The organism is Planifilum fimeticola, assembly GCF_003001905.1.
In the GTDB taxonomy this organism is placed as follows: domain Bacteria; phylum Bacillota; class Bacilli; order Thermoactinomycetales; family DSM-44946; genus Planifilum; species Planifilum fimeticola.
In genome coordinates, this window is record NZ_PVNE01000026.1 from 33357 (window position 1) to 57347 (window position 23991).

General features: G+C 59.6%; 39 protein-coding genes and 1 rRNA gene. 36 read left to right on the top strand and 4 right to left on the bottom strand.

Translation table 11 applies throughout. The annotated features are described in order from the left end of the window. From rplP to rpsI, 29 genes are all read left to right on the top strand, one after another. Positions 1-435 (top strand): 50S ribosomal protein L16, encoded by a 435-nt coding sequence (gene rplP, locus CLV97_RS14175; RefSeq protein WP_106346183.1) that lies wholly within the window; start codon positions 1-3, stop codon positions 433-435. Then, complete coding sequence (rpmC, locus tag CLV97_RS14180) at positions 425-637, top strand: 50S ribosomal protein L29 (RefSeq protein ID WP_106346184.1); 213 nt, start codon at positions 425-427, stop codon at positions 635-637. The genes rplP and rpmC overlap by 11 nt, the downstream gene beginning before the upstream one ends. After that, complete coding sequence (rpsQ, locus tag CLV97_RS14185; RefSeq protein ID WP_106346185.1) at positions 634-897, top strand: 30S ribosomal protein S17; 264 nt, start codon at positions 634-636, stop codon at positions 895-897. The genes rpmC and rpsQ overlap by 4 nt, the downstream gene beginning before the upstream one ends. Before the next feature lie 30 nt (positions 898-927). Next, a complete protein-coding gene (gene rplN, locus CLV97_RS14190; RefSeq protein WP_092039351.1) occupies positions 928-1296 on the top strand; it encodes a 50S ribosomal protein L14 in 369 nt (122 codons plus the stop codon). A gap of 48 nt (positions 1297-1344) precedes the next feature. After that, entirely contained in the window at positions 1345-1701 is a 357-nt protein-coding gene (gene rplX / locus CLV97_RS14195; RefSeq protein WP_106346218.1) for a 50S ribosomal protein L24, read from the top strand. A gap of 28 nt (positions 1702-1729) precedes the next feature. Beyond that, positions 1730-2278 carry a 50S ribosomal protein L5 gene (rplE, locus tag CLV97_RS14200; protein WP_106346186.1) on the top strand — a complete coding sequence of 183 codons (549 nt, stop codon included), beginning with the start codon at positions 1730-1732 and terminating at the stop codon, positions 2276-2278. Between the two features lie 81 nt (positions 2279-2359). Further along, complete coding sequence (locus tag CLV97_RS14205; protein ID WP_106346187.1) at positions 2360-2545, top strand: type Z 30S ribosomal protein S14; 186 nt, start codon at positions 2360-2362, stop codon at positions 2543-2545. 24 nt (positions 2546-2569) lie between these two features. Further along, positions 2570-2968, top strand: a complete 399-nt coding sequence (rpsH, locus tag CLV97_RS14210; RefSeq protein ID WP_106346188.1) for a 30S ribosomal protein S8 — start codon at positions 2570-2572, stop codon at positions 2966-2968. A 27-nt stretch (positions 2969-2995) separates the two neighbouring features. Then, entirely contained in the window at positions 2996-3532 is a 537-nt protein-coding gene (rplF, locus tag CLV97_RS14215) for a 50S ribosomal protein L6 (RefSeq protein ID WP_106346189.1), read from the top strand. Positions 3533-3562: 30 nt separating this feature from the next. After that, a complete protein-coding gene (rplR, locus tag CLV97_RS14220) occupies positions 3563-3931 on the top strand; it encodes a 50S ribosomal protein L18 (protein ID WP_106346190.1) in 369 nt (122 codons plus the stop codon). A 17-nt stretch (positions 3932-3948) separates the two neighbouring features. Beyond that, a complete protein-coding gene (gene rpsE, locus CLV97_RS14225; RefSeq protein WP_106346219.1) occupies positions 3949-4440 on the top strand; it encodes a 30S ribosomal protein S5 in 492 nt (163 codons plus the stop codon). Positions 4441-4453: 13 nt separating this feature from the next. After that, on the top strand, positions 4454-4642 hold the full coding sequence (gene rpmD / locus CLV97_RS14230) for a 50S ribosomal protein L30 (RefSeq protein WP_106346191.1): 189 nt from the start codon (positions 4454-4456) through the stop codon (positions 4640-4642). A 31-nt stretch (positions 4643-4673) separates the two neighbouring features. Next, complete coding sequence (gene rplO, locus CLV97_RS14235; RefSeq protein WP_106346192.1) at positions 4674-5114, top strand: 50S ribosomal protein L15; 441 nt, start codon at positions 4674-4676, stop codon at positions 5112-5114. After that, positions 5114-6424: a preprotein translocase subunit SecY gene (secY, locus tag CLV97_RS14240; protein WP_106346193.1), complete on the top strand. Its 1311-nt coding sequence runs from the start codon at positions 5114-5116 to the stop codon at positions 6422-6424. Before rplO ends, secY begins: the two co-directional genes overlap by 1 nt. Positions 6425-6540: 116 nt before the next feature. Next, positions 6541-7194: an adenylate kinase gene (locus tag CLV97_RS14245; RefSeq protein ID WP_106346194.1), complete on the top strand. Its 654-nt coding sequence runs from the start codon at positions 6541-6543 to the stop codon at positions 7192-7194. Beyond that, positions 7191-7952 carry a type I methionyl aminopeptidase gene (gene map, locus CLV97_RS14250; RefSeq protein WP_106346195.1) on the top strand — a complete coding sequence of 254 codons (762 nt, stop codon included), beginning with the start codon at positions 7191-7193 and terminating at the stop codon, positions 7950-7952. Before CLV97_RS14245 ends, map begins: the two co-directional genes overlap by 4 nt. Continuing rightward, entirely contained in the window at positions 7952-8266 is a 315-nt protein-coding gene (locus CLV97_RS14255; protein ID WP_342749803.1) for a KOW domain-containing RNA-binding protein, read from the top strand. The genes map and CLV97_RS14255 overlap by 1 nt, the downstream gene beginning before the upstream one ends. A 4-nt stretch (positions 8267-8270) precedes the next feature. Beyond that, positions 8271-8489 (top strand): translation initiation factor IF-1, encoded by a 219-nt coding sequence (gene infA / locus CLV97_RS14260; RefSeq protein ID WP_106346196.1) that lies wholly within the window; start codon positions 8271-8273, stop codon positions 8487-8489. Between the two features lie 50 nt (positions 8490-8539). Further along, entirely contained in the window at positions 8540-8653 is a 114-nt protein-coding gene (rpmJ, locus tag CLV97_RS14265; protein ID WP_003322638.1) for a 50S ribosomal protein L36, read from the top strand. Between the two features lie 16 nt (positions 8654-8669). Further along, complete coding sequence (gene rpsM, locus CLV97_RS14270; protein ID WP_092039373.1) at positions 8670-9038, top strand: 30S ribosomal protein S13; 369 nt, start codon at positions 8670-8672, stop codon at positions 9036-9038. Positions 9039-9055: 17 nt separating this feature from the next. Next, a complete protein-coding gene (gene rpsK, locus CLV97_RS14275) occupies positions 9056-9454 on the top strand; it encodes a 30S ribosomal protein S11 (protein ID WP_106346197.1) in 399 nt (132 codons plus the stop codon). 130 nt (positions 9455-9584) lie between these two features. Beyond that, entirely contained in the window at positions 9585-10529 is a 945-nt protein-coding gene (locus CLV97_RS14280) for a DNA-directed RNA polymerase subunit alpha (protein WP_106346198.1), read from the top strand. Positions 10530-10550: 21 nt separating this feature from the next. Then, a complete protein-coding gene (rplQ, locus tag CLV97_RS14285) occupies positions 10551-10940 on the top strand; it encodes a 50S ribosomal protein L17 (protein ID WP_106346199.1) in 390 nt (129 codons plus the stop codon). Positions 10941-11022: 82 nt separating this feature from the next. Further along, positions 11023-11868, top strand: coding sequence for an energy-coupling factor transporter ATPase (locus CLV97_RS14290; RefSeq protein ID WP_106346200.1), 846 nt, complete (start codon positions 11023-11025; stop codon positions 11866-11868). Continuing rightward, entirely contained in the window at positions 11844-12746 is a 903-nt protein-coding gene (locus tag CLV97_RS14295; RefSeq protein WP_106346201.1) for an energy-coupling factor transporter ATPase, read from the top strand. The genes CLV97_RS14290 and CLV97_RS14295 overlap by 25 nt, the downstream gene beginning before the upstream one ends. 80 nt (positions 12747-12826) lie before the next feature. Further along, positions 12827-13624 carry an energy-coupling factor transporter transmembrane component T family protein gene (locus CLV97_RS14300; RefSeq protein ID WP_106346202.1) on the top strand — a complete coding sequence of 266 codons (798 nt, stop codon included), beginning with the start codon at positions 12827-12829 and terminating at the stop codon, positions 13622-13624. A gap of 117 nt (positions 13625-13741) precedes the next feature. Continuing rightward, the gene (gene truA, locus CLV97_RS14305) at positions 13742-14494 is read left to right on the top strand and encodes a tRNA pseudouridine(38-40) synthase TruA (protein ID WP_106346221.1); all 753 of its coding nucleotides are present in this window, start codon (positions 13742-13744) and stop codon (positions 14492-14494) included. A gap of 186 nt (positions 14495-14680) precedes the next feature. Then, on the top strand, positions 14681-15124 hold the full coding sequence (gene rplM / locus CLV97_RS14310; protein ID WP_106346203.1) for a 50S ribosomal protein L13: 444 nt from the start codon (positions 14681-14683) through the stop codon (positions 15122-15124). Positions 15125-15148: 24 nt separating this feature from the next. After that, positions 15149-15541 carry a 30S ribosomal protein S9 gene (rpsI, locus tag CLV97_RS14315; protein WP_106346204.1) on the top strand — a complete coding sequence of 131 codons (393 nt, stop codon included), beginning with the start codon at positions 15149-15151 and terminating at the stop codon, positions 15539-15541. A gap of 300 nt (positions 15542-15841) precedes the next feature. Here rpsI and CLV97_RS14320 read toward each other — a convergent pair whose 3' ends face one another. Beyond that, positions 15842-16156, bottom strand: coding sequence for a YbjQ family protein (locus CLV97_RS14320; protein WP_106346205.1), 315 nt, complete (start codon positions 16154-16156; stop codon positions 15842-15844). A gap of 169 nt (positions 16157-16325) precedes the next feature. Between CLV97_RS14320 and CLV97_RS14325 the strand changes: the two genes are divergently transcribed. The 3 genes from CLV97_RS14325 to CLV97_RS14335 all read left to right on the top strand — a co-directional run bounded on the left by CLV97_RS14325 (position 16326) and on the right by CLV97_RS14335 (position 18795). Next, a complete protein-coding gene (locus CLV97_RS14325) occupies positions 16326-16790 on the top strand; it encodes a hypothetical protein (protein WP_106346206.1) in 465 nt (154 codons plus the stop codon). A 91-nt stretch (positions 16791-16881) separates the two neighbouring features. Then, positions 16882-17661 carry an N-acetylmuramoyl-L-alanine amidase CwlD gene (cwlD, locus tag CLV97_RS14330; RefSeq protein WP_106346207.1) on the top strand — a complete coding sequence of 260 codons (780 nt, stop codon included), beginning with the start codon at positions 16882-16884 and terminating at the stop codon, positions 17659-17661. Between the two features lie 27 nt (positions 17662-17688). Then, positions 17689-18795, top strand: a complete 1107-nt coding sequence (locus CLV97_RS14335; RefSeq protein WP_106346208.1) for a P-loop NTPase — start codon at positions 17689-17691, stop codon at positions 18793-18795. A gap of 64 nt (positions 18796-18859) precedes the next feature. Here CLV97_RS14335 and CLV97_RS14340 read toward each other — a convergent pair whose 3' ends face one another. Beyond that, positions 18860-19897 (bottom strand): ImmA/IrrE family metallo-endopeptidase, encoded by a 1038-nt coding sequence (locus CLV97_RS14340; RefSeq protein ID WP_170070549.1) that lies wholly within the window; start codon positions 19895-19897, stop codon positions 18860-18862. 344 nt (positions 19898-20241) lie between these two features. Continuing rightward, positions 20242-20862 (bottom strand): spore germination lipoprotein GerD, encoded by a 621-nt coding sequence (gene gerD, locus CLV97_RS14345; protein WP_106346210.1) that lies wholly within the window; start codon positions 20860-20862, stop codon positions 20242-20244. A gap of 177 nt (positions 20863-21039) precedes the next feature. On the opposite strand from gerD, the gene CLV97_RS14350 reads away from it, so the two are divergent. After that, positions 21040-21675: a KinB-signaling pathway activation protein gene (locus tag CLV97_RS14350; protein WP_170070550.1), complete on the top strand. Its 636-nt coding sequence runs from the start codon at positions 21040-21042 to the stop codon at positions 21673-21675. A 61-nt stretch (positions 21676-21736) separates the two neighbouring features. Here CLV97_RS14350 and pdaB read toward each other — a convergent pair whose 3' ends face one another. Continuing rightward, positions 21737-22501: a polysaccharide deacetylase family sporulation protein PdaB gene (gene pdaB / locus CLV97_RS14355; RefSeq protein WP_106346222.1), complete on the bottom strand. Its 765-nt coding sequence runs from the start codon at positions 22499-22501 to the stop codon at positions 21737-21739. Between the two features lie 111 nt (positions 22502-22612). Here pdaB and CLV97_RS14360 point away from each other — a divergent pair, with 111 nt between their 5' ends. The 3 genes from CLV97_RS14360 to CLV97_RS14370 all read left to right on the top strand — a co-directional run. Further along, positions 22613-23245, top strand: a complete 633-nt coding sequence (locus tag CLV97_RS14360; protein ID WP_170070551.1) for a stage II sporulation protein M — start codon at positions 22613-22615, stop codon at positions 23243-23245. Beyond that, on the top strand, positions 23245-23658 hold the full coding sequence (locus tag CLV97_RS14365; protein ID WP_106346223.1) for an OsmC family protein: 414 nt from the start codon (positions 23245-23247) through the stop codon (positions 23656-23658). Before CLV97_RS14360 ends, CLV97_RS14365 begins: the two co-directional genes overlap by 1 nt. A 268-nt stretch (positions 23659-23926) precedes the next feature. After that, positions 23927-23991: ribosomal RNA gene (locus tag CLV97_RS14370) — 16S ribosomal RNA — on the top strand; the annotation flags it as partial.

Below are 23991 nucleotides of genomic sequence, written 5' to 3' on the forward strand. Positions count from 1 at the left end.
ATGCTGATGCCCAAACGGACCAAGTTTCGCAAGGAGCATCGGGGTCGCATGAAGGGACGGGCCAAGGGCGGCACCGAGGTGACCTTCGGCGAATACGGTCTGCAGGCCCTGGAGCCGGCGTGGATCACCAACCGGCAGATCGAGGCCGCCCGGGTTGCGATGACCCGTTATATCCGGCGGGGCGGGAAAGTGTGGATCAAAATCTTCCCCTCCAAGCCGGTGACGCAAAAACCCCTGGAGGTCCGGATGGGGAGCGGGAAAGGTTCCCCGGAAAAATGGGTCGCCGTGGTCAAGCCGGGGAAAGTGATGTTCGAGTTGGCCGGCGTGTCGGAAGAGGTGGCCCGGGAAGCTCTGCGCTTGGCAGGGCACAAATTGCCGATCAAGACGAAGTTCGTCGTTCGGGAGAAAGCGGGTGGTGAGGCGGATGAAAGCTAAAGAGCTCGCGGAACTGACCACCGCGGAAATCGAACAGAAGTTGCGTTCGCTGAAGGAAGAACTGTTCAACCTTCGCTTCCAAAAGGCGACCGGGCAATTGGAAAATCCGGCCCGAATCCGCCAGGTTCGCAAAGACATCGCCCGGGTGAAGACGGTTCTCCGGGAGCGCGAACTGGGTATCGAAAGGAGGCGACATGGATGAGCAGCCGGAACCAGCGGAAGGTTCGAATCGGCAAAGTCGTGAGCGACAAGATGGACAAAACCATCGTCGTCGCCGTGGAAACCTACAAGCGGGATCCGTTGTACGGGAAGCGCGTGCGCTACACGAAGAAGTTCAAGGCTCACGATGAGGAAAACAAAGCCAAGGTGGGAGACGTGGTCAAGATCATGGAGACGCGTCCCCTTTCCAAGGAAAAGCGTTGGCGCCTCGTTGAAATCGTTGAAGAAGCAGTCATCATCTAAGAAGCGGACGGTCGGGAAGGAGGGTAACCGATGATTCAGCCGCAAAGCCGCCTGCGCGTCGCCGACAACTCCGGCGCGAAAGAGCTGATGTGCATTCGGGTCCTGGGCGGGTCGAAAAAGTATTCCGCGGGGATCGGAGACATCATTGTTGCTTCCGTGAAACAAGCTACACCCGGCGGCGTTGTCAAGAAGGGGGATGTGGTGAAGGCGGTCGTGGTTCGCACCACTCGACCGACTCGCCGGAGCGACGGCTCCTACATCCGGTTTGACGAGAATGCCGCCGTGGTGATCCGTGAAGACAAAAGCCCGCGCGGGACGCGGATTTTCGGGCCGGTCGCCCGGGAACTCAGGGAACGGGATTTCATGAAGATCATTTCCCTGGCGCCGGAAGTGCTGTGAATCCATAGGTGAGGAGGTGCCGAAATGGGAGCCAAGCGTTCCAACAAGTTGCATATCAAGGCGGGGGACACCGTCATCGTCATGCGCGGAAAAGATGCCCCGACCCGGAACAAGGACGGGAAAGTGGTCTACACCCGGGGACGGGTCCTGAAAGTGTTCCCCAAAGAGCAGCGGGCCCTGGTGGAAGGGTGCAACATGGTGAAGAAACACACCCGTCCTTCTCCGAAGAACCCGCAGGGGGGCATCATCGAGATTGAAGCGCCCATTCACATCTCCAATTTGATGCTGGAAGATCCGAAGACCAAAGAACCGACACGGATTGGCTACAAATTCGTGGAGGGCAAGGACGGCAAGATGAAAAAAGTGCGTTATGCCAAGAAATCGGGCGAAGTGCTGGATAAGTGACCCTTGGTAGGGAAGGGAGGGAAAACCGTTGACGACACCCCGACTGAAGCAAAAATTCCGCGAAGAGATTACTCCGGCGCTGATGAAGCGGTTCAATTACCGTTCCCCGATGCAGGTTCCCCGGGTGGAAAAAGTGGTGATCAACATGGGCGTTGGGGAAGCGGTGCAAAATCCGAAGGTCCTGGACGGAGCCATGGAGGACCTCACCCTGATTTCCGGTCAGAAGCCGGTTGTCACCCGGGCCAAAAAGTCGATCGCCGGCTTCAAGCTGCGGGAAGGGATGCCGATCGGCTGCAAGGTCACCCTGCGCGGCGATCGGATGTACCATTTCCTCGACAAACTGATCAACATCGCTCTTCCCCGGGTGCGCGACTTCCGCGGCGTATCGCCGAAGTCCTTTGACGGACGCGGAAACTACAGCCTCGGGCTGAAGGAGCAGCTCATCTTCCCCGAGATCGACTACGACAAGGTGGATAAGGTGCGGGGAATGGATGTCATCATCGTCACCACCGCTGAGACGGACGAAGAGGCGCGGGAACTGCTGCAGGCGCTCGGTATGCCGTTCCGGAAGCAGTGACCCCAGGCCTTCGGACAGGATGCCCTTTCGGATGCTTCATGGAATCGATCCGATGAAAAACGTGGAAAGGGAGGGAATGCGGTGGCCAAAAAATCGATGATCGCGAAAGCGAAGCGCAAACCGAAGTTCAAAGTGCGCGCATACACGCGCTGCGAGCGGTGCGGACGCCCCCACTCGGTGCTCCGCAAGTTTCGCCTCTGCCGGATCTGTTTCCGCGAGCTGGCCTACAAAGGGCAGATTCCCGGCGTGAAAAAAGCCAGCTGGTAATGGATGAGGAAGGAGGGAATGCCAGTGGTGATGACGGACCCGATCGCCGACATGTTGACCCGGATCCGCAATGCCAACGCGGTGCGCCACGAGAGCGTGGAAATACCGGCTTCCAAAATCAAGCGGCAGATCGCGGAGATCTTGAAGCGGGAAGGATTTATCCGGGATGCGGAATACATTGACGACGGAAAGCAGGGGGTCATTCGGATCTTCCTGAAATACGGCCCCAACAACGAACGGGTGATTACCGGGCTGAAGCGGATCAGCAAACCGGGATTGCGCGTTTATGCCAAGAGCACGGAAGTTCCGCGGGTATTGCGCGGCTTGGGGATAGCCATCCTGTCCACCTCGAAGGGCGTGATGACCGACAAGGAAGCGCGTCAAGCCAAGGTGGGCGGCGAAGTTCTGGCTTACATCTGGTAATCGGCGGAAACGGACGGAGGTGAGAAAATGTCTCGGGTCGGCAAGAAACCGATCACCATCCCCAACGGGGTGGAAGTGACGATCGACGGAAACACCGTGACCGTCAAGGGGCCGAAGGGCACCCTGACCCGGCAGATCCATCCGGACATGACGGTCAAGAAGGAAGACAACGTGCTCAAGGTGGAACGGCCCAGCGATGACCGGCTCCATCGGGCGCTGCACGGAACCACCCGCTCCATCATCGCCAACATGGTGGAGGGCGTGAGCAACGGTTTCAGCAAGACGCTGGAGCTGGTGGGCGTCGGATACCGCGCCCAGAAGAAAGGAAAAACCGTGGTGCTGAGCGTGGGTTATTCCCACCCGGTGGAAGTGCAGGAGCCGGAAGGGATTGAATTGGAAGTGCCGTCCGCTACCCAGATCGTCGTCAAGGGGATCGACAAGGAGAAAGTGGGAGCGGTGGCGGCCAACATCCGGGCGGTCCGTGAACCCGAACCCTACAAGGGCAAAGGGATCAAATACTCCGACGAGCGCATCCGTCGGAAAGAAGGGAAAACCGGCAAGTAACACATCGCATAGGAAAGGAGTGAACGCGGCGTGATCACCAAAGTGGACCGCAACAAGAAGCGGAAAAAGCGTCACCTGCGGGTACGCAAGAAGATCTTCGGCACGCCGGAGCGTCCCCGCCTGAACGTGTTCCGCTCCTCCAAAAATATCTACGCACAGCTGATCGACGACTTGGCCGGCCACACCCTCGTTTCCGCATCCACTCTGGATCCGGAACTGAAGGGCGAGATCGAGAACGGCGGCAACGTGGAAGCGGCGCGCAAAGTCGGTCAGTTGATCGCCAAACGGGCGTTGGAGAAAGGTCTGAAACGCGTGGTGTTCGACCGCGGAGGCTATCTTTACCACGGTCGGGTGAAGGCCCTGGCCGAAGGTGCCCGGGAAGGAGGGCTTGACTTTTGAGCAAGGAAGCAAAACCGATGAAGAACGAAGCCCCTGAACTGATCGAGAAAGTGGTGAACATCAACCGGGTCGCCAAGGTGGTCCAAGGTGGACGGCGGTTCAGCTTCAGCGCCTTGGTCGTCGTCGGAGACGGAAAGGGAATGGTCGGTGCCGGGATCGGCAAGGCGGCGGAGGTGCCGGAAGCGATCCGGAAGGGGATTGAAGAAGCCAAGAAGAATATGATTCGTGTCCCGCTTCAGGGAACGACCATTCCGCACGAGGTGATCGGCAAGTTCGGAACCGGTCGCGTCCTGATGAAGCCCGCCTCCAAAGGTACCGGAGTGATCGCCGGCGGTGCGGTGCGTGACGTGCTGACGGTGGCGGGGGTCGGAGACATCTTGACCAAGTCGACGGGATCCAACAACCCCATCAACATGGTCCGGGCCACCCTGGACGGAATCCGGCAGCTGAAGACGCCGGAAGAGGTGGCGCGCCTCCGGGGCAAAACCGTCGAGGAATTGTTAGGATAAGGAGGGGTTGACCGTGGCGAAAAAATTGGCTATCACCCTCAAACGGAGCATGATCGGCCGTCCGGAAGCCCATCGGGTCACCCTGCGCACCCTCGGACTGAAGAAACGGGAACAGACGGTGATTCAACCGGACAACCCCGCCATCCGCGGGATGATTTTTCAGGTGAAACACCTGGTCGAAGTGAAAGAGGTCGACGAATAATCGGGAATTCCCGCAGAGGAGGTGCCATGCCATGAAACTGCATGAGCTGAAGCCTGCTCCCGGCTCCCGCAGGCCGCGCAAACGGGTGGGACGCGGGATCGCCGCCGGTCAAGGCAAAACCGCCGGCCGGGGGACCAAGGGGCAGAAAGCCCGTGCGGGAGGCGGCGTCCGCCCCGGTTTTGAAGGGGGACAAAACCCGCTGTACCGCCGTTTGCCGAAGCGCGGTTTCACCAACCCGAACCGCAAGGAGTACGCGGTGATCAACGTGGAGGATCTCAACCGGTTCGAAGAAGGGACGGTTGTGACGCCGGAGCTCCTGAAGGAAAAGGGCGTCGTGAAAAACCTGAAGGACGGGTTGAAGGTGCTCGGTGACGGAGATCTCACCGTGAAGCTGACTGTGAAGGCGCACAAGTTCTCCTGTACTGCCGAGGAGAAAATTGCCGCCGCGGGTGGGGCGACGGAGGTGCTCTGATGTTTCAGACTCTGAGCAACATCTTCAAGGTGGAGGACCTTCGCCGCCGGATTCTTTTCACCCTGCTGATGCTCGTCGTGTTCCGGATCGGCAGCTACATTCCCGTTCCCAACACCAACAGTGAGGCGATGAAAGCCCTCGCTGAGGGACAGGGTGCCGGCTTGTTCGGTCTTTTGAACACCTTTTCCGGAGGCTCGTTTTTGAACTTCTCCATCTTCGCGATGGGGATCATGCCCTACATCACCGCCTCGATCATCGTGCAGCTGCTCACGATGGACGTCATCCCCAAGTTTGCCCAGTGGGCCAAGGAAGGGGAAGTGGGGCGCCGCAAGTTGGCACAGGTGACCCGGTATGGTACCATTGTACTGGCTTTGATCCAGTCGATCGGTCTTTCCATCGGGTTTAACAGGATGACCTCCGGGACCCCGTATCGGCTGATCGAGGATGAGAGCTTCGCCAGCATGGCGCTGATCTGTCTCACGATGACGGCGGGGACCGCCTTTTTGATGTGGCTAGGCGAGCAAATCACCGACAAGGGGATCGGCAACGGGATTTCGATCCTCATCTTTGCCGGGATTATCGCCGCGATCCCTCCGGGGGCGATGCAGATTTATCAGCACGAATTCTCCAATGCCGGGGATCAGATCTTCCTTCACATCGTGAAGCTGGTAATCATTCTGGCGGTCATTCTGCTGATCGTGGCCGGCGTCATCTTCATCCAACAGGGGGTTCGCCGGATTCCCGTCCAATACGCCAAGCGCGTCGTCGGTCGTCGGATGTACGGCGGACAATCGACCCACATCCCGCTGAAGGTGAACGCCGCCGGCGTGATTCCGGTGATTTTCGCCCTTTCGCTGCTGATCTTTCCCACGACGATCGCCAGCTTCTGGCCCAACAACCCCGTCTCCCAGTGGATCATGGCGAATTTCACTTATACGAAACCGCTGGGGATGGCGCTGTATGTTCTTCTGATCATCGGGTTTACCTATTTTTACACCTTCGTCCAGATCAACCCGGTGCAGCTGGCGGACCAGATGAAGAAAAACGGCGGATTCGTCCCGGGAATTCGTCCGGGGAGGAACACCACGGTCTATCTGACCAAGGTGATCAACCGGATCACTCTGACCGGAGCCCTGTTCCTGGCTGCGATCTCGATTCTGCCCGTCTTCTTCACGGGTCTCGCGGGGCTTCCCCAGACGGTGCAGATCGGGGGGACCTCCCTCTTGATTGTGGTCGGGGTGGCCCTGGAGACGATGAAGAACATCGAGAGCCAGCTGATCAAACGCCACTACAAGGGCTTCATCAAATAGACGGACGTGGGAGATCCTGTCCGGGAGCGCTTTGCGCGAACACGTTGTCGCAAGCGGCGTGAAGCGGTCGCATCCAACCTCCGTGGGCGGGGGAAACAAACCGGGAGGGAAGGCTTTTGAATATTGTTTTGATGGGATTGCCCGGAGCCGGAAAGGGAACCCAGGCGGAGCGAATCATCGAAGAACTGAAGATCCCGCACATTTCCACCGGAGACATGTTTCGTCAAGCGGTGAAGGAGGGGACTCCCCTCGGCCTGGAGGCAAAAAAGTACATGGATCAGGGGCAGCTTGTCCCCGACCGGGTGACGATCGGTATCGTCCGGGAACGGCTTGGCAAAGATGATTGTGCCGACGGTTTTCTGCTGGACGGTTTTCCTCGCACCGTTCCCCAGGCGGAGGCTCTGGATGAAGTGCTCGCCGAAATGGGGAAGTCCCTGGACCATGTGCTCTACATCGAAGTCGGTGAGGAGGAACTGATCCGACGGTTGACCGGCCGGCGCATCTGCCGGGAATGCGGGGCCACCTACCATCTCGTGTTTGCCCCGCCCAAACGGGATGGGGTTTGCGACCGTTGCGGAGGGTCTCTTTACCAGCGGGATGACGACCGGGAAGAAACGGTGGCCAAGCGGCTTGAGGTCAACATGGAGCAGACGGGGCACCTGCTCTCGTATTATGAAAGGAAGGGGAACCTGCGCCGGATCGACGGGGAGCAGCCGATCGAGCAGGTCACCCGTTCCATTTTGTCGCGGATTCGAGGGGAAAACGGATGATCGTGCTCAAATCCGCCAAGGAATTGGAGCGCATGCGAAAAGCGGGATGGATTGTCCGGGCGGCGCACCGGGAAGTCCAAAAGGCGATTCGCCCCGGCGTCACCACGAAAGAGCTGGACCGGATCGCCGACCGGGTGATTCGTAAGCACGGAGCGGTTCCTTCCTTCAAGGGATACAACGGCTTTCCCGGGAGCATCTGCACCTCGATCAACGACGAATTGGTTCACGGCATTCCGGGGACGCGCGTGCTCCGCGAGGGGGACATCATCAGCATCGACATCGGTGCCCAGTACGAGGGTTACCACGGGGACTCGGCGTGGACCTATCCCGTCGGGCGCATCTCTGAAACGGCGCAAAAGCTTCTCCGGGTGACCGAGGAGTCCCTTTACCGCGGGCTGGCCAAGGCGGTTCCCGGCGCCCGGATCGGGGACATCTCCCACGCGATCCAAAGCTACGTGGAAGCGGAGGGTTTCTCGATCGTACGGGAGTATGTCGGCCACGGCATCGGTCGCGAGTTGCACGAGGAGCCCAGTGTTCCCAACTTCGGCTCTCCGGGGCGAGGTCCCCGGTTGAAGCCGGGGATGACCCTGGCCGTCGAGCCGATGGTCAACGAGGGAAGCCGGTATGTGCGCACACTGAATGACAACTGGACCGTCGTCACCGTCGATGGTTCCCTTTGCGCCCACTTCGAGCATACGATCGCCATAACCGAAGAGGGCCACGAAATCTTGACTTCCTGGGATGCGGGAGAAGGGTGATGGGTGTGACGGATTCCGAGGGTCTGCCCCGCCTGGGCCAGATTGTTCGGATTCTCAGAGGCCGGGAGGCGGGCAATTTCGCAATCGTCATCGGTGTGGAAAAGCCCCGGTTTGTCTGGTTGGCTGACGGGAGTGCGCGAAAGGCCGACAAACCCAAGAAGAAGAACGTGAAACACGTCCAGCCGACGAACTGCGTCGCCGGGGAAGTGGTCGAAGCCCTGGAAAAAACCGGTCGCGTCCCCAATTCGAAACTGAGGTACGCCTTAAACCAGTACCTGCTCCATCACGGAAACGACGAGGAGAAAGGAGGGTGAGTCGATGCCGAAAGATGATGTGATCGAGGTGGAAGGCAGGGTGATTGAACCGCTGCCCAATGCCATGTTCCGGGTCGAACTGGAAAACGGTCACAAGGTACTCGCCCATGTTTCCGGCAAAATTCGCATGCATTTCATCCGGATTCTGCCCGGTGACAAGGTGACGGTGGAACTTTCCCCGTACGACCTGACCCGCGGCCGGATCACCTATCGCTATAAGTGATGGGAATGTGACGTCGTCGGGATGGGGCTTGGTTATAAGGAGGGATTCAAATGAAAGTACGGCCGTCGGTGAAGCCGATCTGCGAGAAGTGCAAAGTGATTCGTCGGAAAGGCACGGTCATGGTGATCTGCGAAAATCCGAAACACAAGCAAAAACAGGGATAAGACGGGAGGGAACAGGATGGCACGGATTGCGGGCGTTGACCTTCCGCGCGACAAGCGGGTGGAAGTGGCCCTGACCTACATTTACGGAATCGGCCGCTCCCGGTCCAAACAAATCCTCCAGGAAACGGGGATCAATCCGGACACCCGGGTGCGGGATCTGACGGAAGATGAAGTGACCAAACTGCGCAGCTACATCGACAAGAACCTGGTCGTCGAGGGGGATCTCCGCCGCGAGGTGGCCCTCAACATCAAACGGCTGATCGAGATCGGGTGCTATCGCGGCATTCGCCATCGCCGCGGACTGCCGGTGCGGGGGCAGCGTACGAAGACCAATGCCCGTACGCGCAAAGGACCGCGTCGGACGGTGGCCAACAAGAAGAAATGACGTGAGGAGGGAGAAGGATGGCCAAACGGAAAACGACGACACAGCGCGTGAAACGTCGTGCGCGCAAAAACGTGGAAAGCGGAGTCGCCCACATTCGCTCCACCTTCAACAACACCATCGTCACCATCACCGATCCCCGCGGCAACACCATCGCCTGGGCCAGCGCGGGTACGATGGGCTTCAAGGGTTCCCGGAAGAGCACGCCCTACGCCGCCCAGATGGCTGCGGAGTCGGCGGCCAAACAAGCGATGGAAAACGGGATGAAGTCGGTGGAGGTGCTGGTCAAAGGACCGGGCGCCGGTCGGGAGGCGGCAATCCGCTCCTTGCAGGCTGCCGGATTGGACGTCAACCTGATCAAAGACGTGACGCCCATTCCCCACAACGGTTGTCGTCCGCCAAAGCGGCGCCGCGTCTGACCCACTTTCGTGCGCGGCCCGGTTTTGGTTTAAATCTCCAGTTTTACGACTATACTGGATAGGACGAAGGTGGTGTCCTGTTGGCGAAATCGCGCCGGAACGCACGTTCTGAAGGAGGGTTCGATTCCGTATGATTGAAATTGAAAAGCCGAAAATTGAGGCGGTTGAAATCAGTGACGACAACCGGTATGGGAAGTTTGTCGTGGAACCCTTGGAACGCGGTTACGGCACCACCCTGGGCAATTCCCTGCGCCGCATCCTCCTGTCTTCACTTCCCGGCGCAGCCGTTAATTCCATCCAGATCGACGGGGTGCTGCACGAATTTTCCACGATTCCCGGCGTGGTGGAGGATACCACGGAGATCATCCTCAACCTGAAGCAGCTCGCCCTCAAGATTCATTCCGATGAGGAAAAAGTGTTGGAAATCGACGTTGAGGGGGCAGGGGAAGTTACCGCCGGAGACATTCGTGCAGACAGCGACGTGGAGATCTTGAACCCTGACCTTCACATCGCAACCCTGGCCGAGGATGGCCGGCTGCATATTCGCATGACGGCCAATCGCGGACGGGGATACGTTCCGGCTGAACGAAACAAGCGGGAGGATCAGCCGATCGGGGTGATTCCGATCGATTCCATATATACGCCCATCGAACGGGTCAACTACCGCGTGGAAAACACGCGGGTCGGTCAGGTGACCAACTACGACAAACTGATGCTGGAGGTCTGGACCAACGGCAGCCTGGGGCCGGATGAGGCCGTAAGCCTTGGCGCCAAGATCCTGACGGAACATTTGATGCTGTTCGTCGGATTGAACAGTGAGGCCCAGGAAGCGGAGATCATGGTCGAAAAAGAAGAGGACCAAAAAGAAAAAGTAATGGAAATGACCATCGAGGAATTGGATCTCTCCGTTCGGTCTTACAACTGCCTCAAGCGTGCGGGTATCAACACGGTCCAGGAGCTGATTCAAAAGACGGAAGAAGATATGATGAAAGTGCGTAACCTGGGGCGCAAGTCCCTGGAGGAAGTGCAGGAGAAACTGTCCGAACTGGGACTCTCCCTGCGCAAAGAGGAATAAAGTTGGGGGAGGGAAGGATCCATGGCATATGCGAAATTGGGTCGCGATTCGGCGGCACGAAAAGCGCTGTTTCGTGATCTGGTGACGGACCTCATTTTGAACGAACGAATTCAGACCACGGAGGCAAAGGCCAAGGAAGTTCGTTCCATCGCCGAGAAAATGATCACGTTGGCCAAGCGCGGTGACCTCCACGCCCGCCGGCAAGCGGCCGCCTTTGTGCGGAAGAACCGCTCCTACACCGAAAAGGACGGGGAGGAGACGGTGCATCACAAAGTGGATGCGGTGAAGAAGCTGTTTGATGAGATCGCTCCCCGCTATGCGGAGCGCCAGGGAGGATACACCCGGATCATCAAGATTGGACCGCGCCGAGGCGACGGTGCGCCGATGGTGTACCTGGAATTGGTCAAATGATTGAACCGGGGAAAAGGGAGAGGGAGGGATCGCGCGCACGGTCCCCAAATCTGCCCTTTTTTCTTTTTTGGGAGGGAGGGCGGTGGCCCCGCTGATTGAAGTGCAGGGGGTCTGGTTTGACTTCCGCCCGGAAGAACGAGCGCGAACGGACTGGGTTCTCCGGAATGTGGACTGGACCATCGACCCCGGGGAGTATGTGGCCTTGATCGGACCCAACGGTTCCGGAAAGTCCACCCTGGCCCGCATGCTGAACGGACTGCTGGTCCCGACAGAGGGGAGGGTGAGGGTGAAGGGGATTCCGACCGACGCCCCCGAGAAGTTGTGGACGGTCAGGCAAGCCGTGGGCATGGTGTTTCAGAATCCGGAGAACCAGCACGTCGCTCCCACGGTTCGGGAGGATGTCGCCTTCGGATTGGAAAACCTCGGCTTGTCCCGGGAGGAGATGCTCCGGCGCATCGAAGAGGCCCTGGAGGCGGTGGGCCTGCGCGGGATGGAAGAGCGTCTTGTCCATCAGCTGTCCGGGGGGCAAAAGCAGCTCTTGGCCATCGCCGGGGTGATCGCGATGCGGCCGGAGGCGATCGTCCTGGATGAATCCACCTCCATGCTGGATCCGGCGGCCAGATACCGGGTGCTCGAAGTGGTTCAGCGGCTGAACAAAAGCGGGATCGCGCTGATTCACATCACCCATTCGGCCGAAGAAGCGGCCCGGGCCGGGCGGGTGACCGTGTTGGATCGCGGGCGCATCGTGCTGGACGGTCCGCCGGAGGAGATCTTCCTCCGGGATGAGGAGCTTCGGCACCTCGGCCTGGAAGTGCCGGTCCTCGCCGAGCTCACCGGCCGCCTCCGCCGGCGGGGGTGGCCCCTGTCGGAAACGCTGGACCCGGAGAGATGGGTGGAGGAGATATGGAGATTGTTGTCGAGGGACTGAGCGTCAGCTACCAAAGGGGAACCCCCATGGAGCGGGATGCCCTTTCCGATCTCTCTCTGACCATTCCCGCAGGAGCCTTCGCGGGGGTGGTCGGCTCGACGGGATCGGGCAAGTCCACCTTGATCCGGGTGCTCGGGGGGCTTCTCCTGCCAACCCGGGGCAGGGTCCGCATCGGAAGCGTCCTGATCACCCCCGAGCGTCAACCTCCGGCCTCCTTTGCGGGCCAGGTCGGCGTGGTGTTCCAGTTTCCCGAACACCAACTCTTCGCCGAGACGGTGGCCGAGGATATCGCCTACGGTCCGCGCAATCTGGGACTTGCGAAAGAGGAGGCGGCGGCCCGGGTCCGAAGGGCGATGGAGTGGGTCGGTCTGCCTCCGGAAGTGGCGGACCGCTCCCCCTTCCGGCTGAGCGGCGGAGAGATGCGCCGTGCGGCCATCGCCGGGGTGTTGGCGATGGAACCGCGGCTTCTTCTGTTGGACGAGCCCACCGCCGGTCTGGATCCGGCGGGCCGCCGCGAGCTGATGGAGCGCATCCATCTCCTCCACCGGGAGCGCGGGATGGGGGTGGTCCTCGTTTCCCACGACATGGATGAGGTGGCTCGCCATGCGGACCACCTGTTTGTCCTGTCGCAGGGGCGATGCGTTTTCTCCGGGCCGCCTTCGCAGCTGTTTGCCCAGCGCGAGCGGCTGCTCCAGTGGGGGCTGAACCTGCCGGAAACGGTCCGGCTGATCCGGAGGCTCAACAGACGGCTGGATCCCCCCCTTCCTCTGGATTTCTCCGTGGACGCCCTGGAGGAGGAATTGATCCGGCGCCTGCGATCCGCCAAACCGGACAGGGGGAGCGTCCCCGCGGCCCGGGAGGATGGAGGCGCCGTTTAAGCGGACCGTTGCTTTGCATCTTCGTTTTTCGTGAAGACGTCCCTTCTTCCCTGACGACCGCTTCCGGCAGGTGATGCTTCATGACCCGGATCGCCAGTCCGGCTCTCGGCCAGTACGTGCCCGGCGATTCTCCGCTGCATCGGTTGGACCCCCGGACCAAGATTCTTTTCGTATCGGTGTATCTGCCCCTGGTTCTGCTGGCCGACAGCGCGGCGGATCTGGCGCTGCTTTCGGCGGTGGCCCTGGGGGGAGCGCTCCTCTCCCGGGTCTCGCCCGGCGTCTTGTACGGGACGCTCAAGCCGATCCTCTTTCTGATCGCCCTCACCGCCCTCTTCCACCTGGTGTTTACCCGAGAAGGCGGTGTGGTGTGGCAGGGAGGGCCTGTTGTTCTCCGGGAAGCGGGGGTGAAGCAGGCGGGTTGGACCGCTGCCCGCTTTTTCCTGATGGTCCTGACGGCATCGCTTCTCCCCTTGACCACCACCCCCCTCGCCCTGACCGACGGCCTGGAAAGGCTGCTCGCCCCCTTGCGGCGGCTGGGGGTTCCCGTTCATGAACTGGCCTTGATGATGTCCATCACCCTCCGCTTTGTCCCCACCATCTGGGAGGAGGCGGAGAAAATCCAGCTGGCCCAGCGGGCCAGGGGAGGCGGTCTGGATCGAGGGACTCTTTCCCGCCGGTTGAAAAACGCCGTTTCCCTCTTGATTCCCCTGTTTGTCTCGGCCATTCGTCGGGCGGAGGAGCTGGCCGTGTCGATGGAATCCCGCTGCTGGCGCGGGGGAATAGGGCGCACCCGGTTGCGGGAACTCCGCTTTACCCGGCTGGACGCGGCCCTGTTGGCGCTGCTGGCGGGGGGGGTTGCGGCGGTCTGGCTGCTGTAGGGGCGGATGGCTCGATCTTTCCGCTTTACCGGCCGGACCGGCGGAACGCGGTTTTCCGTGTACAAGGTGCGCGGGAGGGAAGCTCCTTCCTTCCCGCCGTTCAGGGAGGTGCGGAAAGTGCCGAGGCTGAAAATGATCGTCGCCTACGACGGGACCGACTTTTTCGGTTTCCAGCGCCAGCCGGACCGCCGGACGGTGCAGGGCGTGCTGGAAGAGGCGATCTCCCGGATCTGCGGGCGTCCGGTCCAGGTGGTCGGAGCGGGGCGGACCGACGCGGGCGTGCACGCCCGGGGACAGGTGTGCCATTTTGACGCGTCCCATCCGATGCCTCCGGACCGTTGGGCGCTCGTATTAAATCGAGTGCTGCCCCGGGATGTGGTCGTCCGCTCCGTCGAGGAGGCGCCGCCCCATTTTCACGCACGGAAGGATGCCTGCTGGAAAACCTACCGCTATCTGATCGACACCCGGCCGGTTCCCGATGTCTTTACCCGGCGCTTCCGCCTCCATTTCCCCCTTTCCCTGGACGTAGAAGCGATGCGGCGGGCGGCCGCCCACCTGGAGGGGACCCACGACTTCACCTCCTTCTCCTCGGCGCGGTCGCCGGTGGAAAACCGCGTCCGCACGATTCACCGGTGCCGGGTGGAGAGGGACGGCCCTCTCTTCTCGGTGGAGGTCATCGGCAACGGCTTTCTGTACAACATGGTTCGGATCATCGCCGGCACCCTGCTGGAGGTGGGCAGAGGAAAGCGCCTCCCGGAGGCGATCCCCGACATGATCCGGGCCAGAGACCGCGCCGTCGCGGGCAAAACGCTTCCTCCCGAGGGACTGACGATGGTTGAGGTGGGCTATGCTCCTTGGAAGGAAAGGTGAGTCGACGTCGGCGACGGAGCGAAAATGCTTGATCTTCTTGACATCGCCCCTTTGATCGGATAAGATGGATTTTGGTATTTTTCCACGATAGCCCCGGTGGAAACATTTCGGCGCGAAAAAAATCGGTGTTTCGAAGATACAGGTTGTTCCTGTGAAATGGCCCCGCGAGGAAAGGGAGGGAAAACGATGCGGACCACTTACATGGCCAAACCCGGCGAAGTGGAGCGCAAATGGTATGTGGTCGACGCCAAGGGAAAAACCCTCGGTCGGTTGGCCTCCGAAGTGGCGGCGCTCCTGCGCGGTAAACATAAGCCCCAGTTCACCCCCCACGTGGACACGGGAGATTTCGTCATCGTCATCAACGCCAAAGACGTGCAGCTGACCGGGAAGAAGCTTTCCAACAAGATTTACTATCGCCATTCCGGTTGGCCGGGCGGTTTGAAGATGACCAACGCAGCCGACATGCGCAATACGCGGCCGGAGCGGATGATCGAGTTGGCGGTGAAGGGGATGCTCCCCAAGACGAGCCTGGGACGCCGTCAGCTGCGGAAGCTGAAGGTGTATGCCGGCCCGGAACACCCCCATCAGGCGCAACAGCCTGAGGTGTGGGAACTGCGCGGATTGAAATAATCGGGATAAGGAGGGAATCGGATCGTGGCCCAAGTCCAGTATTACGGAACGGGTCGGCGCAAGGAATCGGTCGCCCGCGTGCGGCTGGTTCCCGGGGATGGCCGGATCATCGTCAACGGTCGTGACCTGGACGAATACTTCGGCATGGAAACCCTGAAAGCGATCGTGCGCCAGCCGTTGGTGTTGACGGATACGGTGAACCGCTACGATGTGTTGGTGAATGTGCACGGAGGCGGCTTCACCGGTCAGGCGGGAGCCATCCGCCACGGAATCGCCCGGGCGCTGTTGAAGGTGGATCCGGATCTGCGTCCGACGCTGAAGCGGGCCGGTTTCTTGACCCGCGACCCGCGGATGAAAGAGCGGAAAAAGTACGGTCTCAAAAAGGCCCGTCGCGCGCCCCAGTTCTCCAAACGGTAATTTGGACCACAAAAATCCCCGCGAGCTTTGCGGGGATTTTTGTCTTTCAACGGGGTTTTTGTGCCGCGGCCCCTGCGGGTGGGGAGCGCGAATGGTTACGGCACTCCCTCCGGCGTGAGGGTCATTGACACGAAGTTTTCCGGATGCGCGCGGGAAAAGAATCCCCATTGCGACTTGGAGTCCGATCAAATCCTGTAAATCGGGAGGTGCGGTGTTTTTCGGCGACCCCTGCTGCATCGAGTCGGGGCGAACAATCGCGACTCCTTATACCGTCCACAGCCTGCCTTCATTTTTTCCGACTCATTTTACCCGGACGGCGGTCCCCGTGGCAATGCACATGATCATGCCGTCCCGGATGGTCTCAAAGTCCAGATCCACGCCGATCACCGCATTGCCGCCCATGGCTCGCGCCTCCTGAGCCATTTCCCGGAGGGCGATCTCCTTCGCATCGTTCAACTTGCTTTCGTAGGCGCCGCTTCGGCCGCCGATGACATCGGTGATCCCCGCCAGAAAATCGCGGACCACATTGGCCCCCATGATCGCCTGACCGCTGGCAACCCCGAGGTATTCCACGATTTCCTTCCCCTGAAGGGTGTTGGTGGTGGTGATGAGCACGGAGAATCCTCCTTTCGGGTGATAACAACCTCCCATATTTCAATATATCTCAAACCGGAGCGTTTCAACATGGCTTTGCGAAGGGTCTGTCCCCGCAGTCTCGGGGTATGATGCCCTCACCGTCCCGGCAAGACTATGGAGCAAAAGGGAAGAAGCGGGGCGGTGCCAAGTGGCGAAGATCATCTCCTTGGAATCGAGAAGGGCGGAGCATACGGAACGGCTGCGGCAGCAGGCCCTCGCCGGATTTCCCTGGAGCGAACTGATCGAGTATGTCCGGGTCATCCTGAATCCCGTCACCTCCCATCTGCCCGTGAACAAGCGGTGGATGGTTGAGGAAAGCGTGTACCGACTCGCTTACGAGTCCTTTCTGCTGGGGATTCAGGCGAGTCGGAAAATCTATCGGGAAGCGCGGGACGGAACGGAGAAATCCCTGTGGAAGGAGAGAGTGGAGAAGGATTTCCGGGCCGAGGGGGATCGCTTGATCAGCCAGACGGCCCATGACTTTCAACTGTTTCAGATTCTGGACGAATGGCTCAGCCAATCGGTGATCGTCGTGATGGAGGATCTGATGCCCCGTTGGTTGACCCGCGGCGCGGAGTACGGCCTCCTGCTCCGGAAGCAGCGGAGGATTTGACCGCCGTTCCGTCGGGGGTTTTCCCACATAAAGGGGCGACTCGTCCCATATACATGGAGCAGAACCATGTAGACGGGGGCGGCGATGAAAAATGATCGGGTTATGGGATACGGTCAAGGAACATCGACGGAGGCTGTTGTGGGCGGGAGCGGTCGTTGCCGCGCTCGTGGCTTTGCTCCTGTGGTCCATTCCCCGGGAGTGGAGCCGGACCGCCTGGAACATGCCCTTGGCCGGCCGGGTGATCGTTCTCGACCCCGGTCACGGGGGCGTGGACGGAGGGGCCGTCAGCAAGACCGGGGTGGTGGAAAAGGAGGTGGCCCTGAGAATCGCCCTGCACCTCCGGGATTACCTTCAGGAGGCGGGTGCGCTGGTGGTCATGACCCGGGAGAGGGATACCGATCTGGCGGACAGCGGCACCCGGGGCCTGAGCCGGCGCAAGACCCAGGACCTGATGCAACGGGTGCGAATCGTCAAGGAAAGCGGCGCCGATGCCCTGGTCAGCATCCACCTCAACGCGATTCCCTCTCCCCGCTGGAAGGGGGCGCAAACCTTTTACCACCCCGAAAGCGAAGAAAACAAAAAATTGGCCTCATTCATACAGGCGGAGCTGATTCGCAACCTGGGAAACACCAACCGGCTTCCCAAACAAAACGGGGACATTTTTATCCTGAATGCATCCCCGGTGCCTGCGGCGATGGTGGAGGTGGGGTTTTTGTCCAATCCGGAGGAAGCGGCCCGGCTGGGTGACGAGAAGTACCAGAAGAAACTGGCCGCGGCGATTTATTACGGGATTTTGCGATATTACACCGAAGAAAAACTTCCTCCGGAAATGAACGTTGGGGGATATGATATAATAACAGGGAAGCACTGAAATGATGATCACACTGAGGTGTTCCCAATGCTCACACAGGAAAAGATTTTGGATGCCCTCAGAGGAGTGAAGGATCCGGAGCTGAACATGAGCCTGGTGGAGCTCGGCATGATTCGCAACATCCGGATCGACGGCTCCCGGGTGTCTTTGGACGTGATTTTGACCATACAGGGTTGTCCGCTCAAGGTGAAGATTCAGGAGGATGTGGAGAAGGCGATCCGCGCTCTCGGCGCGGAGGAAGTGAATATCCGCTTCGGCTCGATGACGGATGAGGAGCGCGCCGCACTGTCGGCCAAGCTGCGGAAGCAACGCGCCGGCGCAGGTCCGGCGCCCAGACCCGGAGCTCCTCTCTCGCCGCTGTTGGCCGAGGACTCCAAAACCCAATTTATCGCCGTGGCCAGCGGCAAGGGCGGGGTCGGCAAGTCCACCGTCACCGTCAACCTGGCGGTCGCTCTGGCCCGGGAAGGAAAAAAAGTGGGGATCATCGACGCGGATATCTACGGTTTCAGCGTTCCCGACATGATGGGAATCGAACAGGGCCCCGTCGTGATCGACAAGACGATCCTTCCCGTCGAGCGGTTCGGGGTGAAGGTGATTTCGATGGCCTTCTTCGTCCGGGACAACGCCCCCGTGATCTGGCGCGGTCCGATGCTGGGCAAGATGCTGCGCAACTTCTTCACCGAAGTTCACTGGGACGAGCTCGACTACATGCTACTCGACCTGCCGCCGGGAACCGGTGACGTGGCCCTGGATGTTCACCAGCTCATCCCCCAGAGCAAGGAGATCATCGTCACCACCCCCCATGCCACGGCCGCGTTCGTCGCCGCCCGGGCGGGAAATATGGCCCTTCACACCAAGCACGAGATCCTGGGCGTGGTGGAAAACATGTCCTGGTATGCCTGCTCCGCCTGCGGAAACCGGGACTACGTCTTCGGCCGCGGCGGAGGCGAAAAGCTGGCCAAGGAGCTCGGAACGGAGCTGCTCGCCCAAATTCCCTTGGGCGCTCCGGACAACGACATGGACGATCCGGATTTCTCTCCCTCGGTATATGCCGCCGATACGGAGACGGGGCGCATCTATGCCGACTTGGCCCGCAGGGTCATTCAAAAGACCTCCGTGGAGGTCGGGAACTGAGGATCCAGGCGCAAAGGAGCCGGCGAGGCACATGCCCGCCGGCTTTTCTTCTCTGAGGAGAAAATCAGAAGGGAATCTCGTCCTTGGAGATTTCGATCGGCTTTCCGTCGTTTTCCTCCATCGGATCGGGAACCCGGGAGGTGGCCACTTCCTTCTTGGGAATCATCACTTCCTGCCAGGGTTTGAGCAGTCCGAGCTGGGTGAGGATCGTTTCCGCCCCGCAGTGCTCGCAATACCGGGCATCCCCCGGATTGATGCGGCCGCACCAGCCGTCGGAGCCGATCTGCTCGTCAAACCGGGACTGGTTGGTGCATTCGTTAAACAGGTAGATACCGCACATTTTGCAATACTTTGCATCCTCGGAGAAATTTCGGTTTCCGCAACGGGGGCAAAACAGGAACCGGCCCTTCTCGTCCGTCTCCACGTAGGCGTGCTTTTGATTCATCGGTCTTCCCTCCGGATTCCGTTTTATCGTTCCCAGCAGGCCGTAATGCCCGTCGGGACTGGCACAGTGGGCCACCGGCTTCAGATATTCCGCGAACTGCCGCCTCATCCATTCCTCCGCCGCCCGGCAGGTTTCATCGTACCCTTTCAGGGCTTGCTCCCGCTCCTCCGCCACCGGATCGGGAATTTCGCACATAAAGCGGATCGCTTCCCGCCGGGTCGTGTCGGCCGCCCGCAAAAGAGGCAGGGGGGCGAGCACCTCCGCCGCGAACCGTTCCGCTTCCCGGACGTGGATGGGGGATCGTTTCCGGAGGTTTCCGCCCTCCTCCGGAGCGTCCGCGTGTCCGAGCCGGATATGCCCCAGTTCGCGCAGGACGGTCCACCGGAGCAGCTCCTCGGGATGCGGCCCATCATCCAAGACGATGGTGAACCTCTTCTTTTCCCGGTGGACGAGAAGGACAGCGCCGCGCTCCCTATCCACCGATCGGGGATCGAAATGTTCGCTTTTGGCGATCCGGCGGGCGGGAATGATCCGGACTCCCAGCCGTTCGGCGAGGAGGAAGGGATCGACGGGCAGCCAGCGGATATCCGTTTCGCGGATCATTTGCCAGGCGTTGTCCAGGATGGTCTGGATTCGGGATTTTTCCGTCAACTCCATGCGGCTGCCACACTCCCTCTTCCTCTCCATTGTACACGCAATCGCTTCGGTCGGGAAAGTTCGCGGGCACGCCAGCGCCCTCGATGAAAAACAAGGAAAGACCATCCCCTTTTGCCCCCGGTCCCGGAAATAGGATTTCGCTCCGATCGGCCCATACGGAAGCTAACTCCTCTTGCCGCTTACCCGGCCGGACTCGACCGCGCGATTGGAGGGGCGTGGGGGCGATGGAGTCGGCCGCCCGCGACGTGCGGTCGGCGGACAATCAAATGGGGGGATTCTTTTCAACCCTCTTCGGTTTGTGTGCGTAAAAAAGGACTCCCGGATCGGAGTCCTTCACATTTTTCTCACGCACTGTTGGTTCCTCCCTGTTGCTGTTCTTGGCCACCGCCCTCCTGAGACCCGCCGTCCTTTTTCTTTTTCTGTTCCGCTTTCTTCACCGCCTCTTCCAGGAGCTTCTCAAATTTCTTCTGGAAGGACGGGGTTTCCAGGGCCTCTTCCATCACCTTGGTCATCTCTTTGCGGTATTGACGGCTTTTCATCAGGTGGAGAAGGTTTTCCTCAAATTCCGGGTCCCGCAGGACATCCATCAGCAGTTTTTGGTACTCGGGATCCTTCATCAGCTGCTTCATCAGCTTTTCCTGTTCCTTGCGGGTCACTTCGGCCAAGTTTTTGGCCACTTCCCGTTTTTTGAGGATGTCTTCCAGTTGCTTTTTCGTCTTCGGATCCTGCATGGTCTTGGCGACGGCCTTTTCCACATCCCTGTCGGCGATGACCACTTCCCGCTTGAATTCCGGGTCCTTCATCATTTCCCGGATCGCCTTTTTCCCTTCGTTGGTCTGCAGGACGTCGACGACCATTTCCTTTATCTGCTGGTAATCCGGCCCCTGGCTTTCGGGGCGTTGGGCCGGATTGCTGCACGCGGTGGCAAGAATAAGGATCATAGCGGAGAGAAGGATGTTGCGCATGGGAAGCCCCCGTTTCTTTATGAACTGAGCATGAGATTTGCTGTTGAGCATGTTTCGGATGCAAGCTTTACCCTTAATATGGGGAGGAGGGGGACGGTTTATGCCGCACGCGCTGGCTTCCCGACAGGGGGTTTGATACAATCAAAGGGACGGAAATACGATGGGGAGAGACCGAAGATGACGATACGAAATTGGCTTTTTTTGTTTTTCACCACCCTGGCCCTGGGGGGCGTCGCGGCCCTTTTGATCGGCTTCCTGTTGGAACTCTTCATGGGGGAGATGGGACTCAGCCTGTCGCAGCGGCTGCTCGCGGGTCTGCTGTTCGGCGCGGTGGCGCAGATGGGCTTTTTTGCCTACCTGATCTTCAATTGGGTGGCATCCGGATTTTTCCGCAAGGATTTCTGGTTTCACACCGTCCAGGTTCTGCTTCTCCTCCTGGTGCTGGGTGAGGTGATCGTTTTCGGATATATGGCGGATACCGCAGGGAGAATCCTGGTTCCCGAAGCCCTTGTCGGATCCATCACCCTGGTCGTCGGGCTGTTGGTGGCGTTCTGGAAGACGAAGCTGACGAACCGACGGGGTTTCGTTCCCGCCCTCTTCTTTATGGTGGTGGCGACGCTGATCGAATCCGGCACCGCCCTCAAGCAGGACTCCCTGATGATGATGCTTTATACGGTGTTGACGCTCCTGGTCTGCAATGCGTGGCAGATCCTGTGGATCCACCGCCTGGTGGCTCCCCCGAAGGCCGAGGGGGACAAAAGCCGGAAGAAAAAGAGCGTGGGCGCGCCGGCGGCGGCGGGTTCCAAAAAATAAAAACAGCCGAATCCGCTGATGACAACGTCAGGGTTCGGCGCCTGATGATTTCCTGTTTCGGTCATTCGACCGGATTTGTTTTCACTTTGGCCCCGGCGATCAATTCGGAAACCGTCACGAACTCGTAGCCCTTGTCCCGGAGCTTGTCGATGATTTCCGGCAGCGCTTCGTGGGTCTGACGGCAGGAATCGCTGGCATGCATCAGGATGATGTCTCCGGGGTGGGCCTTGCTGACCACGCGCTGAACGATTTTGTCCTTGCCGGGATTCATCCAATCGAGGGAATCGGTGTCCCACTGGATGGTGGTGTAGCCCAGACTGTCGGCGATGCGCAGCACCCGTTTGTCGAAGTCCCCGTTGGGGAAACGGATCAAATTGGGCTTTTTCCCCGTCAGCTTGGTCAGGATGTGATCCGCCTTGGAGATCTGCTCGCGGATTTTCTGTTCGCTGTAGGTGCTGTAATTGTCGTGCCGGTGGCCGTGGCTGCCGATTTCATAATTCATGTCGACGATCCGCTTGACGATGTCCGGGTGGCTTTCCGCCCAAGGGGAGGACAGGAAGAAGGTGGCCTTCTTCAACCCCTTCTGTTCCAGCACATCGAGGATGGGGCCGGCTCGCTCCTCCCCCCAGCTGATGTCAAAGGTGAGCGCCACTTGTTTTTTGTCGGTGTTCACGCTGTAGATCGCTTCGGGACCCGTTTCTACGGGGAGAAAGACTTGGATGTTTTTCTTCTCGGCATAGAAGATGCCTGCCGCAAAAAACAACGCGACGACCAAAACGGCGATCTGCTTGATCCTTTTGCCGGACAAAACCCAGAAATAGTTCAATCCCTCCACCTCCGACGCCTCTGCGGTATGGGGGGTTGTACCCTGTCCCATACTATGTGTATGCCGCCGGAGGGGGGTTATTCCATCGTTGCAGAGAAAGGGGAGGAACCGGTGGGACGAATAGCCCGAGCCTTATATGATGAGCGAAAATTGATCGGAGGTGCGGCACTGATTCTCTTCGCCGGCATGCTGATCGGGTATGTCAACGCGGAGACGATCGATTCAGCCCTTCGCCAATCGGGCATGTATGAAGCCCTGGAACAGATGGTCAGGCGAATCCAGGAGAATCCGGATTTCTTATCCACCTTTGGCCTCATCTTTTTTAATAATGCGAGGGCGGCCGCCACGACCATCGGTTTGGGCATCTTTTTGGGGATATACCCGGCCTTGATGTTGTTGGCCAACGGGATGATGTTGGGAGTGATTCTGCATCAGTCGGCGGCGGAGGCGGGGGTTCATCCGCTGGTCCTCTTCGTCACCAAGGTGCTGCCCCACGGCATCCTGGAGCTGCCCGCCATCATCATCGCCGCGGCCTACGGCATGCGCTTGGGGATCACTTTTGTTCGCTGGCTCTTCAGCTGGTTCGTCCCCGGTAAGCGGTCGGCCGGATCGATGGAATGGCGAAGGCTGTTCGACAGGGTGCCGGCGGCGGTGGCCGTGGTCATGATTTTGCTCGTTCTGGCGGCGGCGATCGAGGCCGGTTTGATCATCGCGTTAGGAACCCGGGGAGGAGCGATCGGATGATGAAAGTGGATGTGATTTGGAAGGGAAATATCGCCTTTCAGGCGGAGACTTCCTCCGGGCACAGGGTGGTGATGGACGCGTCACCGCAGGCGGGGGGAGAGAACCGCGGACCCAGTCCGATGGAGACGCTGCTCGCTGCCGCCGGGGCCTGTTCCGGGATCGACATCGTGATGATTCTGGAGAAGATGCGCCTGCGCGTCGACGCCTTCTCGATGGAGGTATCCGGGGAACGGGCAGAGGATCATCCACGCCGGTTCACCCGGGTTCACGTCCATTACCGGCTGGAGGGGGATCTGCCGCCGGACAAGGTGCGGCGGGCGGTGGAGCTCTCCCGCGACAAGTACTGTTCGGTCCTCCGCTCCTTGAACGCCGAGGTGACCACCACTTTCTCGATCAACGGGGTGGAATATTGATAGACTTTTTGTCGCGGAGATTTCCATTTATTTCAGGGTTGACATTTGGACAAAACCCCAATATACTAGGCATTGTCGCTCCTCGATGAGAGGGCGGGCGAAATGAAATCCGACGCCGCGTTCCAGAAAAAAGTTGTTGACTTCCGCGGGACGGTGTGATAAAATATAAACCGCCGCGAGAGAGGCGGCGGAAACGAGGAAGAAAGCGTTCCTTGAAAACTGAAGAGCGAAAGAAGGGCCCGTGATTCTTTTGAGCTCTATCAAACTTTTTTAGGAGAGTTTGATCCTGGCTCAGGACGAACGCTGGCGGCGTGCCTAATACATGCAAGTCGG

Coding starts and splice junctions, on each gene's coding strand:
- rpsE (WP_106346219.1), top strand. CDS start 3,949: ATGAAGAACGAAGCCCCTGAACTGATCGAGAAAGTGGTGAACATCAAC.
- CLV97_RS14280 (WP_106346198.1), top strand. CDS start 9,585: ATGATTGAAATTGAAAAGCCGAAAATTGAGGCGGTTGAAATCAGTGAC.
- rplN (WP_092039351.1), top strand. CDS start 928: ATGATTCAGCCGCAAAGCCGCCTGCGCGTCGCCGACAACTCCGGCGCG.
- rplM (WP_106346203.1), top strand. CDS start 14,681: ATGCGGACCACTTACATGGCCAAACCCGGCGAAGTGGAGCGCAAATGG.
- rplP (WP_106346183.1), top strand. CDS start 1: ATGCTGATGCCCAAACGGACCAAGTTTCGCAAGGAGCATCGGGGTCGC.
- rpmC (WP_106346184.1), top strand. CDS start 425: ATGAAAGCTAAAGAGCTCGCGGAACTGACCACCGCGGAAATCGAACAG.
- secY (WP_106346193.1), top strand. CDS start 5,114: ATGTTTCAGACTCTGAGCAACATCTTCAAGGTGGAGGACCTTCGCCGC.
- rpsQ (WP_106346185.1), top strand. CDS start 634: ATGAGCAGCCGGAACCAGCGGAAGGTTCGAATCGGCAAAGTCGTGAGC.
- infA (WP_106346196.1), top strand. CDS start 8,271: ATGCCGAAAGATGATGTGATCGAGGTGGAAGGCAGGGTGATTGAACCG.
- CLV97_RS14300 (WP_106346202.1), top strand. CDS start 12,827: ATGACCCGGATCGCCAGTCCGGCTCTCGGCCAGTACGTGCCCGGCGAT.
- CLV97_RS14365 (WP_106346223.1), top strand. CDS start 23,245: ATGAAAGTGGATGTGATTTGGAAGGGAAATATCGCCTTTCAGGCGGAG.
- gerD (WP_106346210.1), bottom strand. CDS start 20,862: ATGCGCAACATCCTTCTCTCCGCTATGATCCTTATTCTTGCCACCGCG.
- CLV97_RS14340 (WP_170070549.1), bottom strand. CDS start 19,897: ATGGAGTTGACGGAAAAATCCCGAATCCAGACCATCCTGGACAACGCC.
- rplO (WP_106346192.1), top strand. CDS start 4,674: ATGAAACTGCATGAGCTGAAGCCTGCTCCCGGCTCCCGCAGGCCGCGC.
- CLV97_RS14335 (WP_106346208.1), top strand. CDS start 17,689: ATGCTCACACAGGAAAAGATTTTGGATGCCCTCAGAGGAGTGAAGGAT.
- CLV97_RS14350 (WP_170070550.1), top strand. CDS start 21,040: ATGACGATACGAAATTGGCTTTTTTTGTTTTTCACCACCCTGGCCCTG.
- rpsK (WP_106346197.1), top strand. CDS start 9,056: ATGGCCAAACGGAAAACGACGACACAGCGCGTGAAACGTCGTGCGCGC.
- rpsM (WP_092039373.1), top strand. CDS start 8,670: ATGGCACGGATTGCGGGCGTTGACCTTCCGCGCGACAAGCGGGTGGAA.
- CLV97_RS14255 (WP_342749803.1), top strand. CDS start 7,952: ATGGGTGTGACGGATTCCGAGGGTCTGCCCCGCCTGGGCCAGATTGTT.
- CLV97_RS14295 (WP_106346201.1), top strand. CDS start 11,844: ATGGAGATTGTTGTCGAGGGACTGAGCGTCAGCTACCAAAGGGGAACC.
- rpmJ (WP_003322638.1), top strand. CDS start 8,540: ATGAAAGTACGGCCGTCGGTGAAGCCGATCTGCGAGAAGTGCAAAGTG.
- map (WP_106346195.1), top strand. CDS start 7,191: ATGATCGTGCTCAAATCCGCCAAGGAATTGGAGCGCATGCGAAAAGCG.
- rplF (WP_106346189.1), top strand. CDS start 2,996: ATGTCTCGGGTCGGCAAGAAACCGATCACCATCCCCAACGGGGTGGAA.
- cwlD (WP_106346207.1), top strand. CDS start 16,882: ATGATCGGGTTATGGGATACGGTCAAGGAACATCGACGGAGGCTGTTG.
- rplQ (WP_106346199.1), top strand. CDS start 10,551: ATGGCATATGCGAAATTGGGTCGCGATTCGGCGGCACGAAAAGCGCTG.